The organism is Mycobacterium sp. D16R24, assembly GCF_002013385.1.
Lineage (GTDB): Bacteria > Actinomycetota > Actinomycetes > Mycobacteriales > Mycobacteriaceae > Mycobacterium.
The window spans coordinates 14654-32270 of the sequence record NZ_MAEV01000026.1 but is presented as its reverse complement, the minus strand read 5'-3'; the positions used below and the strand labels follow the sequence as shown (position 1 = coordinate 32270).

The following is a 17617-nucleotide window of genomic DNA, read 5'->3' as shown; positions in this document are numbered from 1 at the left end:
CAATGCCTATCGCCATCAATAGTGAGCATGTAGCACTTGCGGATTCGGCGCATGCGTTCGTCGAACGTGTGGTGCCCTCCGAGCTGCTCCACGAGACACTCGAAACGCCGTTGCCGTGGCCGCCCCCATTCTGGAAGGCTGCCGCCGACCAGGGTCTTACCTCCGTACATCTCGCCGAATCTGTTGGCGGCCAGGGATTCGGCGCACTGGAGCTCGCGATCGTGGTGGCCGAGTTCGGACGGGGAGCCGTGCCCGGACCATTCGTCCCGTCGGTGATCGCGAGCGCGCTCATCAGCGCCCATGACCCCGACCATCCGCTGCTCAACGATCTCGCCTCGGGTGCGTCCATCGCCACCTTCTCCTCCGCGTCGTCGTTCACCGGAACGTCTACCGGTGGTGGCCTTACCGTGGATGGGCAGGCTCGTTCGGTGCTGTCCGCCGCGTCGGCGGCGTATGTGGTGGCGCCGGTTTCCGTCGGCGCCGACCGGGTGTGGGTGGTCCTGAGCGCCGACGATGTCGCCCTCGCCCCGCAGCAGAGCGTGGACCGGCTGCGACCAGTCGCGCATGTGACGGCAACCGGCGCGCAGGTACCCGCCGACCGCGTGCTGTCCAACCTCACCGACGCCCGTGCCACCAGCATCATCTCCACGATCGTGTCGGCCGAGGCCGTCGGCGTCGCCCGCTGGGCCACCGATATCGCATCCGAATACGCCAAGGTGCGTGAGCAATTCGGCCGTCCCATCGGACAGTTCCAGGGCATCAAACACAAATGCGCCACCATGGCCGCCGTCACCGAGCGCGCGACCGCTGCCGTATGGGACGCCGCACGCGCCCTCGACGATGCCGTTGAGAGCGCCGGCGTGGTGGAGTTCGCGGCAGCAGCGGCCGCCACGCTGGCACCCGCTGCTGCCCAGCAGTGTGCGCAGGACTGCATTCAGGTGCACGGAGGCATCGGTTACACCTGGGAACACGATGCCCATATCTACTACCGGAGAGCGCTGGGTCTCATTGCCGCCCTGGGCCGTTCCGGCAGTGCACCGGCGACCGTGGTGCGCACCGCCGTCGAGCACGGCCTACGCAAGGTGGACATCGACCTGGCACCGGAAACGGAGGTGCTGCGCGACGAGATTCGCGCAGAGGTCGCCGCGCTCAAGGAGATCCCGTCCGGAAAACGCAACACGGCCATCGCCGAAGGCGGCTGGGTGCTGCCGTACCTACCCACGCCGTGGGGACGCGCCGCCTCCCCCATCGAGCAGGTGATCATCTCCCAGGAGTTCCTCACTGGAAAGGTGCGCCGGCCACAGCTCGGCATTGCGACCTGGCTGGTGCCGTCCATCGTCGCGTACGGCACCGAGGAACAGAAGCAGCGGTTCCTGCCTCCCACGTTCCGTGGCGAGATGATGTGGTGCCAGCTGTTTTCCGAGCCCGGCGCCGGGTCAGACCTCGCGGCTCTGTCGACGAAGGCCGTCAAGGTGGAAGGCGGCTGGCGCCTCACCGGCCAGAAGATCTGGACCTCGGTGGCACAGTTCGCCGACTGGGGCGCCTGCCTGGCCCGCACGGATCCGTCCGCGCCCAAACACAACGGCATCACGTACTTCCTCATCGACATGAAGAGCGAGGGCGTCACCGTTCGGCCGCTGCGCGAGATGACCGGCGGCGCGCTGTTCAACGAGGTCTTCATCGACGACGTGTTCGTGCCGGATGAGCTGGTGGTCGGCGAGGTCGACCGCGGCTGGGAGGTCAGCCGCAACACGCTGACGGCGGAACGGGTTTCGATCGGCAGCTCGGATCTGCCGTTCCTGGCCAGCCTGGATGACCTGGTGGCCTTCGTCAGCAACAGCGAGCTCAACGAGGTCGCGCGCGACCGGGCCGGACAGCTCATCGCCGAAGGACACGGGGTGAAGCTGCTGAACCTGCGCTCCACCCTGCTGACCCTTGCCGGCGGCGACCCGATGCCGTCGGCAGCCGTCTCCAAGCTCCTTGGCATGCGCACCGGACAGGGATATGCCGAATTCGTCGTGAACCATTTCGGACCGGATGGCGCCATCGGCGATTCTGAGCAGGAGCAAGGCCGCTGGGCGGACTATCTTCTCGCAAGCCGCGCCACCACCATCTACGGCGGCACCTCCGAGGTGCAGCTCAACATCATTGCCGAGCGACTGTTAGGACTGCCGCGTGACCCGTAATTCCGCCATTGAAACCGGCTGGCGCCTGAACGAGGGATTTTTCGCCGCCGCCGACGGCACCCAGATTGGATTCTCCGATACCGGGAACCGTGCAGCGCCTGTGACAGTCCTATTCCTGCACGGCTGGACCCAGAATCGCGAGGCCTGGGATGACGTCGCGGGTCCGCTGCACGAGCGCAATCCCGAACTACGCGTCATCGCGCTCGACCACCGGGGCCACGGCAAGTCTGATCCCGCGCCCGGGGGCACCGTGAATGTTCCCCAACTGGCCACGGATGCCGCCGATTTCATCAGCGCAGAGATCCCCGCGGGGCAGATCGTGATCGTCGGCCACTCGATGGGCGGCATGACCATGATGGGTCTCGGTGAATACCACCCCGAGCTCGTGGCCCGGCGGATTTCCGGTGCGGTATTCGTCGCCACCTCCGCAGGCAGGCTTCTGCACCGGCTCCGGGTCGTCCCGCCGGTTTTCGAGGTAGTCAAGGCGGTGATCCTGGGTGTCGTGGCGCACGGCTGGTTCCTCCAGCAGGGCTACCTCATGCGCGCCATCATCTCGACGCTGGTGTTCGGACGCGACCCACGGCCCTATGACGTAAGCCGAGTCTGGGACCAGATCCGCTCGGGTACCCCGCGAAGCTACAAGGATGCCGCCGAGAGCATGGTGCTCCACGAGGACTTAACCGAAGGCCTGGGCGCCTACCGCGGCAAGCCTGCTGCAGTACTGGCAGGTGCGCGCGACTTCCTCACTCCCGCCGGCGATTCACGCGTCATCGCTGCGGCCCTGCAGACCAACGAGCTGCGCACCTATCCGGGTTCGGGGCACATGCTGCCCAATGAGCGTGCCAGCGAGGTCGTCAACGAGATCGTGACGGTGCTGGAGGCACTACGTCAGGAACCAGCCACCAGAGTTACCACGGAGTCTGCCGGGTAATCGATGTCCCGGCAGGCTGTTGTCGGCTAGCTGTACCGAGCGTGAAGTCGGGTAAGCGTGGCCTCGATCCCTCGGGTGTTTCCCTTGATAAAGCCAGCTAGCTTGTAGTTCAACAGATTTTGTATTGGGCCGGCATTGCGGAAGTCGAACGTCTCGGTGACACGCGTGCTGGTCGGCGATAGTGCGTCAAACTCCCAGCGCCAACGGTGGCCCAGAGGATGCCGCCATTCGACAACCCTGTCGGGTTCGAGCGCCGTCACGGTGCTGGTGATGCGGTAAGGAAGCCCGAACATCCGCATTCCCGTGGAAAAGCGCGAGCCAACCTCGAGATGGTCAGGCGTGCGGATGTTCTGGCCGACAGTGCCCGACCCGTCGAGTTCGTGGTGACGCCGCGGGTCTGCGACGATGCCGAACAATTCCGTTGCCGGGGCAGACACCTCGACTGAGCGACTGATCTGCTGAGGCCCCGCGCCTACCACTGATACAGACATACATCCACTCCTTCGTTTAGCGGAGAAACCTAGAGCCGTTCGACTTCGACCGTCACGCCCTGGGCCACCCGCAGCCGCTTCAGCAGCGGATCACCCATGGCAGCCGCGGGCGTCAAAACCCCTAGCCGGTCCGGTAATTCACTGCGATCCAGAGCCAGGGTCAAACCACTCTCGCCCAGCAGCACCGCGGTCGCCTTGTAACCGGGATCGCCTTCCTGTGCGATGACCGCCCGATAACGCACACCCTGGGTTGTGGTGGTATAGGTCTCGACCCGGTAGTGGCCCTTGTTCCGGGTGCGCTCACTGGGACCAGAACCCGGCTTCGGCAGCAGGCGCTGGGCAACGAATTTTGGCATAGGCACCCGCGTACCCAGACCGAAACCGGCTGTCAGGAAACCTGTTACGGCGGCCGCGGCGATCGGTGCGACCACCGAACTTCCCAGGCTCATGACCTCGCGATAACGCATGCGGGTTCCGTAGCCCCAGTCCAACAACGCGTTGCTACGTCGCACAATCCGGGTGTTCACCGGCCCCATGAAGAAGGCCCCCAGCCACTTGCCCGCCAACTCCGGTGCCACAGATTCGCCGCGGAGCGTTTGGAATTCATGCTGGGGCCCCACCTCCGGTTCGGCCGGGCGGTCCGGACTCAGCGAGTAAGGGTCCTGGGAATTGCGACGTACCTCCGGATCCTCGGCGCTGGCCTCCATGACCTCGACCATCGACGCCGCCGTACCACCGCTGACACCGCCGCGGAACTTGCTCAGCACATAGGTTGTCTCGAGCAGCTCGCCGGTACCGTCTTCCTGAGCCTGCCGGTACAGCGCATACACGCTCAGATCCGAGGGGATGGAATCGAATCCGCAGCAATGAACGATCCTGGCACCGGTATCGGCGGCCTGCTTGCCGTAGACGTCAATGCTCTCCCGGACGAAGTTGACCTCACCGGTCAAGTCCGCGTAGTCGGTTCCCGCCTCGGCGCATGCGGCCACCAACGGCAGCCCGTACTTTGTGTACGGCCCGACGGTGGTAACAACCACCTGGGCAGAAGCGGCCATGGCCGCCAGCGTCTCCGGCCGAGTGGCGTCAGCCTCGATCAACGGCCAGTCCCGCGCCGCCGGACCACACTCAGCACGCACGGCGGCAAGCTTTTCGGTGTTTCGCCCGGCCATCGCAATCCGTGCCCCGGTGGCCTCAACCCGTCCGGCCAGATAGAGCGCGGTCAGTTTCCCGACGTATCCCGTCGCCCCATAAAGGACCACGTCATAGGCACGGTCATATTCCCGAGACATGCGCTACACCTCCAAGTCGCGCAGTTGGCGCTTGAGGATCTTCCCGGAAGGGTTGCGCGGCAATATATCCAGGAAGATGACATCACGCGGCACCTTGTATCGCGCCAGGTTGTCGCGTACGTACGCCCGGATGCTGTCGGCGTCCACCGTCGATTCGGGGTGGCGAACCACGAACGCCCGCAACCGTGCTCCCCAATCCGGATCGTCGACACCGAGCGCGGTGGCCTCGATGATCTCCGGGTGCCCGCTGATGAGGTCTTCGACCTCGGCGGGGAACACGTTCTCGCCACCCGAAACGATCATTTCGTCGTCGCGTCCAGACACATAGAGCAGCCCGTGCTCGTCGAAGTAGCCGACATCACCACTGGACATCAGACCGTCGATGATCTGCTTGTGCCCACCACCGGTGTAGCCGTCGAACGGAATCGCGTTGCTGACGAAGATCCGCCCAACGGTGCCCTGCGAGACCGGCTTTCCTTCGTCGTCAAGTATTTTCACGGTCGCACCCTTGACCACGGGGCCCACCGTGGACGGGTTGATGGCGAGATCCTGGGGCCGTGCGATGGTGGCGAAGGCGACCTCGGTCGATCCGTACAGGTTGTAGATCACCGGTCCCAGGGTGTCCAGCGCCCGGGCGGCGAGCTCGCCACCGAGTTGCGACCCGGACACGAAAACGATGCGCAGCGAGGACAAGTCGGGCTTGCCCTCGGCCTCATCGAGAGCGTTGAGCAGGCGATTGAGCATCACCGGCACCACCACAATCGCGGTGACCTTGAACTTCTCGATATCGCCAAGTACGTTCTCGGGCTTGAACTTCCGATGCAGGATCAGCGTGCAACCCAGTGTCAGCGCCAGGCTCTGATGCAGGTAGCCCAGCGCGTGGAACATCGGGGCGGGCACCGACGTCACCTCACCCGAACGGAACGGCACATGCGAGAACATGCCGCCGACGGGCGCCAGGGTCAGCGCCAGCTTGCGCGGAGCGCCCTTCGGGGTTCCGGTGGTGCCGCTGGTGAGAATCACCAGAGAGGAGTACTTCGACGGACGCGGCGCCGGCGTGGTGCTGTTGCGCTTGATCACCGATGCGATGGTCTCGTCGGTGGAGGCCGGCTGGTCCGGGTTCTCCGGGTTGGTGGGCAGCGCCATGATCCGGCCCAACTCGGGGCGGTAACCGTCCAGGAACTCGGCGTACTCGGCGTCGTAGATCAGGACGCGGGCACCTTCACGCTCGGCGACCTCCTTGGTCTGCGGTCCCGAGAAGTCGGTGTTGAGCAGGATGACGCGCGCGCCGGCGCGATGTGCGGCGTAGTTGGCAATGATGAACCAACGGTGGTTACGCGCCAGGATCGCGACGCCGTCGCCGCCCTTGATACCGAGACGTTTCAGGCCGTGAGCCAGAGCGTTCACCGCGTCGTTCAGCTCTGCGTAGGTGATCGAACCCTCGTCATCGATGATCGCGGTCCGCGACGGGCTGCGATGGGCGCCGAACGCCGGTACGGCACCGATCTCGCCGAACCGGTAGAAGTCGCGGACGAGCCCCGCCAGCACGTTCGGCGGGTCCAGTTTGAGCATGCCCGCCTCGATGACCTTGCGGAGATAATGCAGCTCAGCGCCACCGCGCTTCGCAAGAGTCTGAAGTTTCGAGAAGAGCGGCCGTTCGGCGGTGATCGACATGATCGACAGCCTATGTGACCTCCCTCTCAGCAGCACAGCCAACCGGTCGGTCGGGGGCACGCCACCAAGTACCCCCGGGAAAGTCGGTCTGCAGCCCTACGATGACGCCATGGCAGACGTCGTGCTGCAGGTCGCGGGGCGCGAGGTCACCATCACGCACCCCGACAAGGTCATATTCCCCCGCGGGGAAAACACAGCGGCCATCACCAAGGGCGACCTGGTCCACTACTACCTCGATGTCGCCGACGGGGCGTTGCGCGGAGTGCGTGACCGGCCGATGATCCTGAAGCGATTCGTCAAGGGCATCTCGCAGGAGGCGGTGTTCCAAAAGCGCGTGCCGGAGAAGCGGCCGGACTGGATCGCCTCCGCCGAGTTGCACTACGCCCGCGGAACCTCCGCCCGGGAGGCCGTCGTCACCGACGCCGCGTCGCTCGCCTGGGTGGTCAACCTGGGGTGTGTCGATCTCAATCCGCACCCGGTGCGCGCCGACGATCTGGACCATCCCGATGAGCTACGCATCGACCTCGACCCCGTTCCAGGGGTGCCGTGGAGCCAGATCCTCGATGTCGCGTTTGTCGTCCGCGGGGTTCTGGAGGATCACGGACTCACCGCGTGGCCCAAGACTTCTGGGTCGCGGGGCTTTCATGTCTACGCGCCGGTCGCCCCACGATGGGCATTCCGGGAGCTGCGGCTGGCCGCCGAGACGGTAGCCCGTGAGGTGGAGCGCCGCGCCCCGGAGCTAGCGACCAGCCGGTGGTGGAAGGAGGAGCGCCACGGGGTGTTCGTCGATTTCAACCAGAACGCGAAGGATCGCACGGTGGCCTCCGCCTATTCGGTGCGTGCCGTCCCGGACGCCCGGGTATCGACACCGCTGCGGTGGGACGAGGTGGCAGGCTGCCGCCCTGCGGAATTCACGCTGGCCACGGTGCGGGAACGATTCGCCGATATCCGCGATCCGTGGCAAGGCATCGAAGGCGCCACCGGCACGCTGGATCAGCTGCTGGAACTGGCAGCAGAGCTCGGACCCGCCGAAAGGGCGCCCAAGGGCACTTCCCGCGACGGACGGCGGCAGTCGATGATGCCGTTGATCGAGATCGCCCGGACGAAGACCAAGCCGGAAGCCGAGGCCGCATTGGCCGAGTGGCACGACAAGTATCCCAATGTCTCGAAACTCCTTGAACCACAGGATATTCTCGTGGACGGGATGCGCGGACCGAGCTCGGTCTGGTACCGGGTGCGGGTCAATCTGGTCCATGTCCCCGAGTCGGGGCGCCCGCCGCAGGAGGAGCTGATTGCCGACCACTCGCCGTGGGGCACGCAACCCCACCCGTGAACTAGCATAATTTTCGATGGAGGCGCTAGGCGTGCACTGCCGCCAACCGCACGATCCGTTCCGCGCGGCGCAATACCGGGGCATCGACCATCGTCCCGTCGAACTGGAAGACGCCACGCTCACCGCTGGCTGCATCCAATATGCCTTGCGCCCAAAGCACTTGCTCACCAGTTGGTGCATACGCAGCATGGACGACGGCAACCTGGCTGGGATGAATCGCCACCTTGGCATCAAAGCCCACTGCCACCGCGTCATCGGCTTCGGCACGCAGGCCATCGAGATTCTTGATATCGAGGTACACCGAGTCAATAGCCAGGCGGCCGAGCGCCTTTGCCGCCAGCAGACTCTGGGATCGCACATGCAGCGCGACGTCGCGGTACGTGCCATCGGGCCAGCGGTTGGCGGTCCCCCCCGTCGCGGCGAAGAGATCCTCGGCGCCCCACATTGTCCCGAACACATTGTCGCAGCGCGCGATCTCAACGAGATTTATTGCTCCCAAAGGAGTTTCGATGAGCACTACGACTTGCAGCGGCGCGAGCGCGTATACGTGAGAGGCGTGTTCTGTCTTGGCCAGCATCACCGTGCCGTAGTGGGTCCGCGCCACGGCCGCCAGATCTAGCACATGATCATCGGTACCGGCAGGGTTGACGCGCACCACCGTCCGCGTGGGATCAAGCGGAGTGTCGACCAACGCTGACCGCGCGGCTTCCCGGTCATGAGCAGCTACTCCGTCCTCGAGGTCGAGGATCACCACGTCTGCCGCAGCCGCAGCCTTCGCGAAACGTTCAGGTCGGTCGGCCGGGCAGAACAACCACCCCGGCCCCGGGTCGGCGAGTGTCACTGGCCTACCTCAGGCCGCTTACGCACCATGGTCTTTCGTGTTGCCATCGCGACGATATCGCCGCGCTGATTGCGGCCGATGTGCGCGAACGTCACGATGCCCTCGCCCGGACGGCTCTTGGACTCACGTTTGTCCATGACCTCGGACTCCGCATACAACGTGTCACCGAGGAATAGCGGCTTGGGGAAGGCAATCTCGGAGAAGCCCAGGTTCCCAACGATAGTGCCCTGAGTCAACTGCGCAACCGAGAGCCCCACCAGAGTGGACAGCGTCAACATCGAGTTCACGAGGCGCTGGTTGAACGGCGGCAGCGCATCGGAGAACGCGGCGTCGAGGTGTAGCGCCTGAGTGTTCATAGTCAAGGTAGTGAACAGGACGTTGTCCGCCTCGGTGACGGTGCGCCCCGGCCGGTGCAGGTAGCGCACCCCCGTCGCGAACTCTTCGAACCACAGGCCGCGCTGTTCGATGATCTGGGGTGTAGTCATCTGATGACCTCAGTCCGAATCTGCCTACGCACCATTGTATCTACCAGCGAGAGCCCGCTGGCCACACTCACCTCGTGCAATGCGGTATTCACCCACACAATGGCGTAACGAGGTCGGCTGGCCTTCTCGTTGGTCGGCAGAACAACCGTACTCGGATGTATAGGTGCGAAAGCGCATTCACCGTATCCATCGACGTCCACGCAAGGCATGTCTCCGCGAAATAACTTCTCGGGCAACGTAATACGATTCATAATCTAGCGCCAAGTGAATCTGGAAACAGGCGCGCAGTCACAGTCTCGTGGTCCGCGGGGACGCACCGTGAGATATCCTCGGCGAATTCACGCACGGCATACCCGTGGGCGCCTTCGAGGTCGTCGCGGATCGCAGCCTGCGCGGCAGGCGGCAGGGTGTGCATCATCTCGCGAACCCGGGCCTGACGACGCCCGACAGCCTTGCGCTCAGGCATGCCGGGAGTAGCGATCAGCTGCGGCGGCACACCCTCGATCTCCTCGACACCGCCGTCGTGATGACCGGCCTCCAACATGGCCTGCTCAGCGGCCGCGGTCGCCTCGTCTTTCTCCTCGGACATACCGATCGGCCCGATGCGGCGCCCGTTGAGGAACTGCTTGATCACCGGCTCGTCGCTGGTCAACAGCACCTCACGAGGACCGAACGTCACCAGCCGCTTGCGGAACAACATGCCCATGTTGTCCGGAACGGTACGGGCGATGTTGATGTTGTGCGTCACGATCAGGATCGTGGCGTCAATCTGGGCGTTGATGTCAATGAGCAGCTGGCTCAGATAGGCGGTACGCACCGGATCCAGACCGGAGTCAGGCTCGTCGCAGAGGATGATCTGCGGGTCCAGCACCAGCGAGCGGGCCAGCCCCGCCCGCTTGCGCATGCCGCCGGAGATCTCACCGGGGAACTTGTGCCCATCGTTGGGCATACCCACCAGTTCCAGCTTCTCCATGACAATCTCGCGGATCTGGGCTTCCGACCTCTTTGTATGTTCGCGCAGAGGGAAGGCAGTGTTGTCGTAGATGTTCATCGACCCGAACAGCGCACCATCCTGGAACATGACACCGAACAGCTTGCGTATCTCGTACAACTCCTTGGACGAGCACTCAAGGATGTTTGCCCCGCCGATGACGATCGAGCCATGCTCCGGGCGCAGCAGGCCGATGAGTGACTTCAAGAACACCGACTTACCGGTACCCGACGGGCCGAGCAGCACACTGACCTCACCGGCGGGAATTGACATCGTGACGTCTTCCCAGATTTTTGACGATCCGAACGATTTACTCAGTCCGTCTACATCGATGCCTATACCCATGTGGCAACCCCTGTTCTGTTCAGTTAGTCGTTATCGGATCCGTAGAGGTGAAATCGACTGGTATTACGGCTAGTTCCTATCCGACGCATACGTCGGTAGCGACCTATGCACCGGAGGCGATCCTGGACTCGGGCCGGGAAGGGGCCTGCCCAAGAGACATTCGCTAACCGAACCAGGATCTTGTGGACACGCAACAGTAGCGGCAGCTCGCCACCGACGGGAGCGGTGTCGAGTCCAGTCCACCAACCGTCGCATGCAGGCTTACCGGACTGGCACACGCAATATCAGCGCCGAGCCTTGTCCACCGCCACCACACAAGGCGGACGCCCCGACTCCGCCACCACGTCTCTGCAATTCGAGCGCGAGGTGCAGGGTTATCCTGGCTCCGGACATCCCGAGCGGATGCCCGATCGAAATGGCTCCACCGTTGACATTGACCTTCGACAGATCCAATCCCAGTGCACGTGTCGACGCGATGCCCACCGCCGCGAACGCCTCGTTGATCTCAACGAGATCCAGTGTTGCCGGGTCGATTTTGGCCCGCGCGCACGCGGCGGCGATCGCGTTAGCCGGTTGCTGCTGCAGCGTCGAATCAGGTCCCGCCACCGTGGCGTGCGGACCGACCTCAGCAATCCAGTTCAGCCCCAGCTCCATAGCTTTAGCTTTGCGCATCACCACGACCGCCGCCGCGCCGTCGTTGATGGTCGAGGCGTTGCCCGCGGTGATGGTACCCGTCTTGCTGAATGCCGGACGCAGGCCAGACAGCGAAGCGGTGGTGGTTTCCGGGCGGACACCTTCATCCTCCGCCACCATGAGGGCATCACCACGGCGCTGGGGAATCGATACCGCCGCGACTTCGTTGTCGAAAATTCCGTTCTTCCAGGCCGCCGCGGCACGCTGATGCGAGGCAGCAGCGAACTCATCCTGCTCCTCGCGGCTGAGCGCATTAGCTCCCTCGCTGAGAGCGCCCATGGCCTGGTCGGTGAAGACGTCGTGGAGACCGTCGTAGGCAAGGTGGTCCTTCAGCGTGATATCGCCGTACTTGAAACCGGTTCGCGACTTCCCCAGCATGTGGGGAGCTTGTGTCATTGACTCCTGGCCGCCCGCCACCACTATGTCGACATCGCCAGCCCGAATCGCCTGGTCTGCCAAGATAATTGCGTCGATGCCCGACAGGCACACCTTGTTGACAGTCAGCGAGGGCACGGACATGGGAATACCCCCCGCGACAGCGGCTTGGCGGGCAGGTATCTGTCCCGCACCAGCCGTGAGGACCTGGCCCATGATGACGTACTGCACCTGATCGCCGGATACACCGGCTTTCTCCAAGGCCGCCTTGATCGCTATGCCGCCGAGGTCGGAGCCCGAGAAGCCCGCGAGGGAACCCATGAGACGGCCCACCGGGGTGCGTGCGCCCGCGACGATGACCGACCGATTGTCCGCGCTCATGACAGCTCCACCTTGAGTTCGGCACCCGTGGCGGCGATGACGGCGGCGGCGGTGACACCGGGGGCAAGCTCGCGCAGAACGAGGGCCCCATCCCCGACCACGTCGATGACGGCGAGGTTGGTGATAACGCGATCGACGACGCCCTGCCCGGTCAACGGAAGTGTGCACTCATCAACAATTTTCGGCTTGCCACTGCGGTCGGTGTGTTCCATAACGACGATGACCCGGGCCGCGCCGTGCACCAGGTCCATGGCCCCGCCCATGCCCTTCACCATCTTGCCGGGCACCATCCAGTTGGCGAGGTCACCCGTCTTGGACACCTCCATGCCACCGAGGAACGCAGTATCGATGTGACCGCCACGGATCATGCCGAACGACAGCGCCGAATCGAAGTATGCCGCACCGTCATTGACGGTGACGGTCTCTTTGCCCGCGTTGATGAGCTCGGCGTCCACGGCGTCGTTGGTGGGGTAAGGACCAGTTCCCAGGATGCCATTCTCAGAATGCAGGATCACCCGCACATCGTCGGTGAGATATCCCGGGATCAGGGTGGGCAGACCAATACCGAGGTTGACGTACTCGCCATCGATCATATCCGCGGCCGCGCGGGCCGCTATCTGATTCCGGCTCCATCCGGTGATATTCGAAGCGCTCATTCCTCAATTCCCTCTACGGTGCGGATAGTCCGCTTCTCTATGCGTTTGGCCTGCGGCCCGATATGCACGATGCGCTGTACAAAGACCCCTGGGAGGTGGACGGCGCCTGGATCGATCTCACCCGGTTCGACGAGCTGTTCGACCTGAGCGATGGTGATCCGCGCCGCCATTGCGGCCAACGGATTGAAGTTCATTGCAGTCTTGTTGAACACAAGATTGCCGTCCGTGTCACCCAATGCGGCATGGACAAGCGCGTAATCGGCATTGATCGCCTCCTCCAAGACGTATCGCATCTCACCGAATACGCGGGTCTCTTTGGGCGGCGAGGGGATCGCAATCGACCCGTCCGGTGCGTACCGCCACGGCAGGCCACCCTCGGACACCGGGCTACCGACGCCGGCGGGGGTAAAGAATGCCGGAATCCCAACGCCGCCGGCGCGTAGCCGTTCAGCGAGGGTGCCCTGGGGCGTCAGCTCGACCTCAAGCTCGCCGGCCAGGTACTGCCGGGCGAACTCTTTATTCTCGCCGACATACGAGGCAGTGACACGCCGAATCCGTCTCTGGGACAACAGGATCCCCAACCCATAATCATCGACCCCACAGTTGTTGGAGAAGACCTCAAGATCAGTCACTGCCGACTCAGCCAGCACTTCAATCAGTTTGTCCGGGACTCCACACAACCCGAAGCCGCCGACCGCAAGCCTGGCGCCGTCGGGAATATCCGCGACCGCCTCGGCCGCCGACCCGTAAACCTTGGATTCCATCGAGCCCCTCTCCATCACGTTCACTGAACAAACGCTTTTGTGCTCCCTTCGAGTGAACAAGATGCCAGTTCAAAGCGTCAAGTGGTTCTGTTATTCGCGCGTAAACTGCTCGTCAGATGAGCATGAGAGGCTTAGGCTTTCATTCAGTGACCGCCTAGACTGACCCGCGTGACGGACACGCAGCGGAGACCCAATGTGGTCGCACGGGTAGGTACGTTGTTACGCGCGGTAGGCGCGGCTGAGCCAAACGGTGCCTCGACCACCGAACTGGCGACAGCGGCGGACTTGCCCCGGCCAACGGCCCATCGCCTGCTGGCCGCCCTTGTCTCCGAGGGCCTCATCGACCGCGACACCAAAACCGGACAGTGGTCGCTGGGCCCAGAGTTGTACCTGCTGGGCGCCAGCGCAGCCAGCAGGTACGACATCGCCGATCAAGCCCGCGACATCATCGACCGACTGGTCCGAGAAACTGGCGAGAGCGCATTCTTGTCCGCCCGCAGAGGGGATGAAACCGTGTGCATTCTCGGCGCCGAAGGCAGTTTCCCGCTGCGCTCACACGTCCTGCATGTGGGAATCCGCTTTCCTTTGGGCGTCGCGTCGGCCGGCCTAGCGATCTTGAGCCACCTGCCCACCCGCGACATCGACGACTACTTCACACGGGTACAACTCCATTCATCTTGGGGAGATGAGCATTCCGAGACAGCAATCCGGCAGCGGATCGAATCCACCCGAATCACGGGGTATGCCGTGAACCCCGCACTACTCGTCGAAGGTAGCTGGGGGATCGGCGCCGCGGTGTTCGACACTCAGGGTCGGCCGGCGTGGGCGCTGAGTCTGACCGGCGTCGAGACACGCTTCAAACCACAGCGCAGGCCCGAACTCGGCAAGCTACTACTAGAACAGGCCCACCTACTATCTGGGCGGCTCGGAAGATAAGCGTTCGAACAACTACGGTGCCTCGCCGACGGACTTGTTGAGTCGGAGTCCCCGCGATCCGACATGACAACTCGTAGAGAATCGGCAGGGCCGCAACATCACCCTCAATGACTCTGCCTCTTCTGCAGATGCCTCGACTGACGGAAATGCCGCCCTGGCCAATCTGCTTGAGCCGACCGCTCCCAAGACATGGCAATCTCCGGCCGAAGTACGCCTTCCGGAGACCTCATTGCGATCTCCTTCGAGGCAGGTGTGCTTCACCGTTGCCGCCACCGCGTGATCCAAATGCTGAAAGGCAACAGCGGGGTGGTTACTGCGCCGGTGGGGTGAGTCCGAGTTGTTTGGACATCGTGGCGCGTAGTTCGGCTTTGCGGACTTTGCCTGTGACTGTCATCGGGAATTCGTCCACGATTTGGACGTAACGCGGGATCTTGTAATGTGCGAGCTTGCCGGTGGCGTAGCTTCGCACTGTGGCGGCATCCAGAGGTGGGCGACCCGGTTTCATCCGAATCCAGGCGCAGACCTCTTCGCCGTACTTCTCGTCCGGCACCCCGGTGACCTGTGCGTCCTCGATGTCAGGGTGGGTGTAGAGGAATTCCTCGATCTCGCGCGGGTAGATGTTCTCCCCGCCGCGGATCACCATGTCTTTGATCCGTCCGACGACGTTGCAGTAGCCGTCTTCGCGCATCACCGCGAGGTCGCCGGTGTGTATCCATCCTTCGGAATCAATTGCTTCACTGGTCTTTTCGGGATCGTTCCAGTACCCGAGCATCACCGAGTAGCCGCGGGTGCAGAACTCGCCCGGCTGCCCGCGTTCGACGGTCTGGCCCGTGTCTGGGTCGACGATCTTGATCTCCACGTGCGGATGTGCGCGCCCGATCGAGGAGGTACGCCGTTCCAGGTCGTCATCGATCAGGGTCTGGCACGACACGGGCGAGGTTTCGGTCATGCCGTAGGCGATAGCGACCTCGGACATGTTCATGTCCTCGATGCATCGCTTCATCACCTCGATCGGGCACACCGCGCCGGCCATGATCCCGGTGCGAAGCGTCGATAGGTTACGGTCCGCGAAGTCGGGGTGGTTCTGCATCGCGATGAACATCGTCGGAACGCCGTAAACGCCGGTACACCTTTCCTTTTCGATTCCCTCCAGTGTCAGTCCCGGGTCGAACCCGGGCGCCGGGATCACCATGGTGGCACCGTGAGTTACGCAGCCAAGGTTGCCTATCACCATGCCGAAGCAGTGGTAGAACGGCACCGGAATACACATTCGGTCACCGGGGGCCAACTTGATCTGTTCGGCGACAAAGAAGCCGTTGTTGAGAATGTTGCGGTGCGACAGCGTGGCACCCTTTGGAAACCCTGTTGTCCCGGAAGTGTATTGAATGTTGATCGGGTCGGTGTTGGCCAGGCTTGCCGACCGCTCAGCCAACTCGTCGTGGCTGACTCGGCTGGCGCCGCTGCGCAACCGGTCCCAGTCCGGGGTACCCAGGAACAGCACCTCTTCCAAGTCCACCGCCTTAGCACGCACCTGCGCCACCATTGCCACATAGTCCGAGGACTTGAACGCGGTGGCCGATATCAGCATCCGCACCCCAGACTGGTTGAGCACATATACCAGTTCGTGGGTGCGATACGCCGGGTTGATATTGACCAGGATCGCGCCGATCTTCGCCGTAGCGAACTGGGTGATAGTCCACTCCGCACAGTTCGGCGCCCAAATGCCTACCCGGTCACCATGATCGATCCCAAGAGCCATCAACCCCCTTGCCACCCGGTTGATCTCGGCATCAAGCTCCCGGTAGGTCCAGCGGCGGCCACCGGCCACCTCAACGAGCGCCTCAACGTCCGGATTAGCCGCTACCGTCCGCTCGAAATTCACCCCGATCGTGCCCTCGCGGATCGGGGTGCACGTCGGTCCCACGTCATACGACTTCATACCGGAACTCACTGTCACGGCGCTGGTAGGCAATTCGACTCCTTGTTCGAAGCGTCAACTGAGACACACTGAGGCACTCGATTGGCAGGTGGACAGGTTGCAGGTGCAGGCCCGGGTTCATCCGAGCGCCATGATCCGTACCGGCGCAGGCGCATAATCGCGATTTCGGCCGGACGGCCACTCTGACCACACCGCAGATCAGTGCACGATTACTCCGCGAATGTTCTTGCCGTCCCGCAGGTCCTGGTAACCCTGATTGATGTCCTCCAGTCGGTACCTGGTGGTCACCAGCTCGTCGAGCTGTAGCTGGCCGTCGTTGTAGAGCCGAAGCAGCCGCACGATGTCGTACTGCGGATTAGCGGAGCCGAAGAGGCTTCCCTTGATGGTCTTTCCCGATAGCACCATCTCCATTCCGGACACATGAACCGTCAGCTTCTCTGGATTCGCCAGACCGGTCACCACCACGGTGCCGCCTTTGCCGATGGCATTGAACGCGGCAGTGACGACCTCCTCGTCCACCACCCCGACCGTGATGATCGCCTGATCGGCGCCTTGTCCCCAGGACAGCTCGATGAGCTTTTCGGCGGCTTCTTCTGCGGTTGCGAAGGTATGCGTGGCACCGAATTTGGATGCCATGTCACGTTTGAACGGCACGGGGTCAATGGCCACGATGTACTTTGCACCAGCCTGCGCCGCGCCTTGCACGGCGTTGATGCCGATACCACCGACCCCGTACACCACCGCGATATCTCCCGGCCGCACCCCACCTGCGTAGGTCGCACTGCCCCATCCTGTAGGTACACCACATCCGACAAGCACCGCCGTCTCAAGCGGAATCCAGTCGTCGATCTTAACCACTGAGTACTGTGAGATAGTTGCCTTCTGAGCAAAGGTCCCAAGCATGCACATCTGACCGAAATCGGTTCCACCGCTACGGAATCGGAATGTCCCGTCGGGCATGCAGCCCTCCAGGATAGTAGCGCCCATATCGCACAGGCCCTGTCTGCCGGTCGAACAGTATCGGCAATGACCGCAGGTCGGGATGAAGCTGCACACCACGTGGTCTCCGGGTTTGACCTTGGTGACGCCCGGCCCCACGTCTTCGATGATGCCCGCACCCTCGTGCCCGCCGATGATGGGGTACCGCGGAGGCAGGTCCCCCTCAGTGAGATGCAAGTCTGAATGACACAGTCCCGCAGCGGTGTAGTTGATCAGCACCTCGCCGTCGCCGGGCCCATCTAGGTCGAGCTCCATGATCTCGAACGGCTTGCCTGCTTCTAGAAGTACTGCCGCTGTTGTCTTCATCG

The 17617-nt window shown here is 63.3% G+C and carries 15 protein-coding genes; 4 read left to right on the top strand and 11 right to left on the bottom strand.

Features of this window, described 5'->3' with window-relative positions; genetic code table 11:
• The first annotated feature begins 2 nt into the window (after nucleotides 1-2).
• Nucleotides 3-2186 (top strand): acyl-CoA dehydrogenase, encoded by a 2184-nt coding sequence (locus B4383_RS20880; protein WP_078293103.1) that lies wholly within the window; start codon nucleotides 3-5, stop codon nucleotides 2184-2186.
• Complete coding sequence (locus tag B4383_RS20875; protein WP_078293102.1) at nucleotides 2176-3117, top strand: alpha/beta hydrolase; 942 nt, start codon at nucleotides 2176-2178, stop codon at nucleotides 3115-3117. The genes B4383_RS20880 and B4383_RS20875 overlap by 11 nt, the downstream gene beginning before the upstream one ends.
• A gap of 26 nt (nucleotides 3118-3143) precedes the next feature.
• Here B4383_RS20875 and B4383_RS20870 read toward each other — a convergent pair whose 3' ends face one another.
• The 3 genes from B4383_RS20870 to fadD2 are packed head-to-tail and all read right to left on the bottom strand — an operon-like array spanning nucleotide 3144 to nucleotide 6571.
• Entirely contained in the window at nucleotides 3144-3608 is a 465-nt protein-coding gene (locus tag B4383_RS20870; RefSeq protein ID WP_078293101.1) for an SRPBCC family protein, read from the bottom strand.
• Between the two features lie 29 nt (nucleotides 3609-3637).
• The gene (locus B4383_RS20865; protein ID WP_078293100.1) at nucleotides 3638-4897 is read right to left on the bottom strand and encodes a saccharopine dehydrogenase NADP-binding domain-containing protein; all 1260 of its coding nucleotides are present in this window, start codon (nucleotides 4895-4897) and stop codon (nucleotides 3638-3640) included.
• 3 nt (nucleotides 4898-4900) lie between these two features.
• Nucleotides 4901-6571, bottom strand: coding sequence for a long-chain-fatty-acid--CoA ligase FadD2 (gene fadD2, locus B4383_RS20860; RefSeq protein ID WP_078293099.1), 1671 nt, complete (start codon nucleotides 6569-6571; stop codon nucleotides 4901-4903).
• Between the two features lie 121 nt (nucleotides 6572-6692).
• Between fadD2 and ligD the strand changes: the two genes are divergently transcribed.
• A complete protein-coding gene (gene ligD, locus B4383_RS20855) occupies nucleotides 6693-7904 on the top strand; it encodes a non-homologous end-joining DNA ligase (protein ID WP_078293176.1) in 1212 nt (403 codons plus the stop codon).
• A 25-nt stretch (nucleotides 7905-7929) separates the two neighbouring features.
• Here the strand turns inward: ligD and B4383_RS20850 are convergent, their stop codons facing one another.
• From B4383_RS20850 to B4383_RS20825, 6 genes are all read right to left on the bottom strand, one after another.
• Entirely contained in the window at nucleotides 7930-8745 is an 816-nt protein-coding gene (locus B4383_RS20850; RefSeq protein ID WP_078293098.1) for a CoA ester lyase, read from the bottom strand.
• Nucleotides 8742-9230 carry a MaoC family dehydratase gene (locus B4383_RS20845; protein WP_078293097.1) on the bottom strand — a complete coding sequence of 163 codons (489 nt, stop codon included), beginning with the start codon at nucleotides 9228-9230 and terminating at the stop codon, nucleotides 8742-8744. The genes B4383_RS20850 and B4383_RS20845 overlap by 4 nt, the downstream gene beginning before the upstream one ends.
• 247 nt (nucleotides 9231-9477) lie before the next feature.
• Complete coding sequence (locus tag B4383_RS20840; RefSeq protein WP_078293096.1) at nucleotides 9478-10566, bottom strand: ATP-binding cassette domain-containing protein; 1089 nt, start codon at nucleotides 10564-10566, stop codon at nucleotides 9478-9480.
• Nucleotides 10567-10827: 261 nt separating this feature from the next.
• Entirely contained in the window at nucleotides 10828-12015 is a 1188-nt protein-coding gene (locus B4383_RS20835; RefSeq protein WP_078293095.1) for an acetyl-CoA C-acetyltransferase, read from the bottom strand.
• Complete coding sequence (locus B4383_RS20830) at nucleotides 12012-12671, bottom strand: 3-oxoacid CoA-transferase subunit B (RefSeq protein ID WP_078293094.1); 660 nt, start codon at nucleotides 12669-12671, stop codon at nucleotides 12012-12014. Before B4383_RS20830 ends, B4383_RS20835 begins: the two co-directional genes overlap by 4 nt.
• Complete coding sequence (locus B4383_RS20825; RefSeq protein WP_078293093.1) at nucleotides 12668-13435, bottom strand: CoA transferase subunit A; 768 nt, start codon at nucleotides 13433-13435, stop codon at nucleotides 12668-12670. The genes B4383_RS20830 and B4383_RS20825 overlap by 4 nt, the downstream gene beginning before the upstream one ends.
• 168 nt (nucleotides 13436-13603) lie before the next feature.
• Between B4383_RS20825 and B4383_RS20820 the strand changes: the two genes are divergently transcribed.
• Entirely contained in the window at nucleotides 13604-14371 is a 768-nt protein-coding gene (locus B4383_RS20820) for an IclR family transcriptional regulator (RefSeq protein ID WP_078293092.1), read from the top strand.
• A 310-nt stretch (nucleotides 14372-14681) separates the two neighbouring features.
• Here the strand turns inward: B4383_RS20820 and B4383_RS20815 are convergent, their stop codons facing one another.
• Both B4383_RS20815 and B4383_RS20810 read right to left on the bottom strand, forming a co-directional pair.
• Nucleotides 14682-16310, bottom strand: coding sequence for an AMP-binding protein (locus B4383_RS20815; protein ID WP_078293091.1), 1629 nt, complete (start codon nucleotides 16308-16310; stop codon nucleotides 14682-14684).
• Between the two features lie 198 nt (nucleotides 16311-16508).
• Nucleotides 16509-17615, bottom strand: coding sequence for an NDMA-dependent alcohol dehydrogenase (locus B4383_RS20810; RefSeq protein WP_078293090.1), 1107 nt, complete (start codon nucleotides 17613-17615; stop codon nucleotides 16509-16511).
• Nucleotides 17616-17617: the final 2 nt, after the last annotated feature.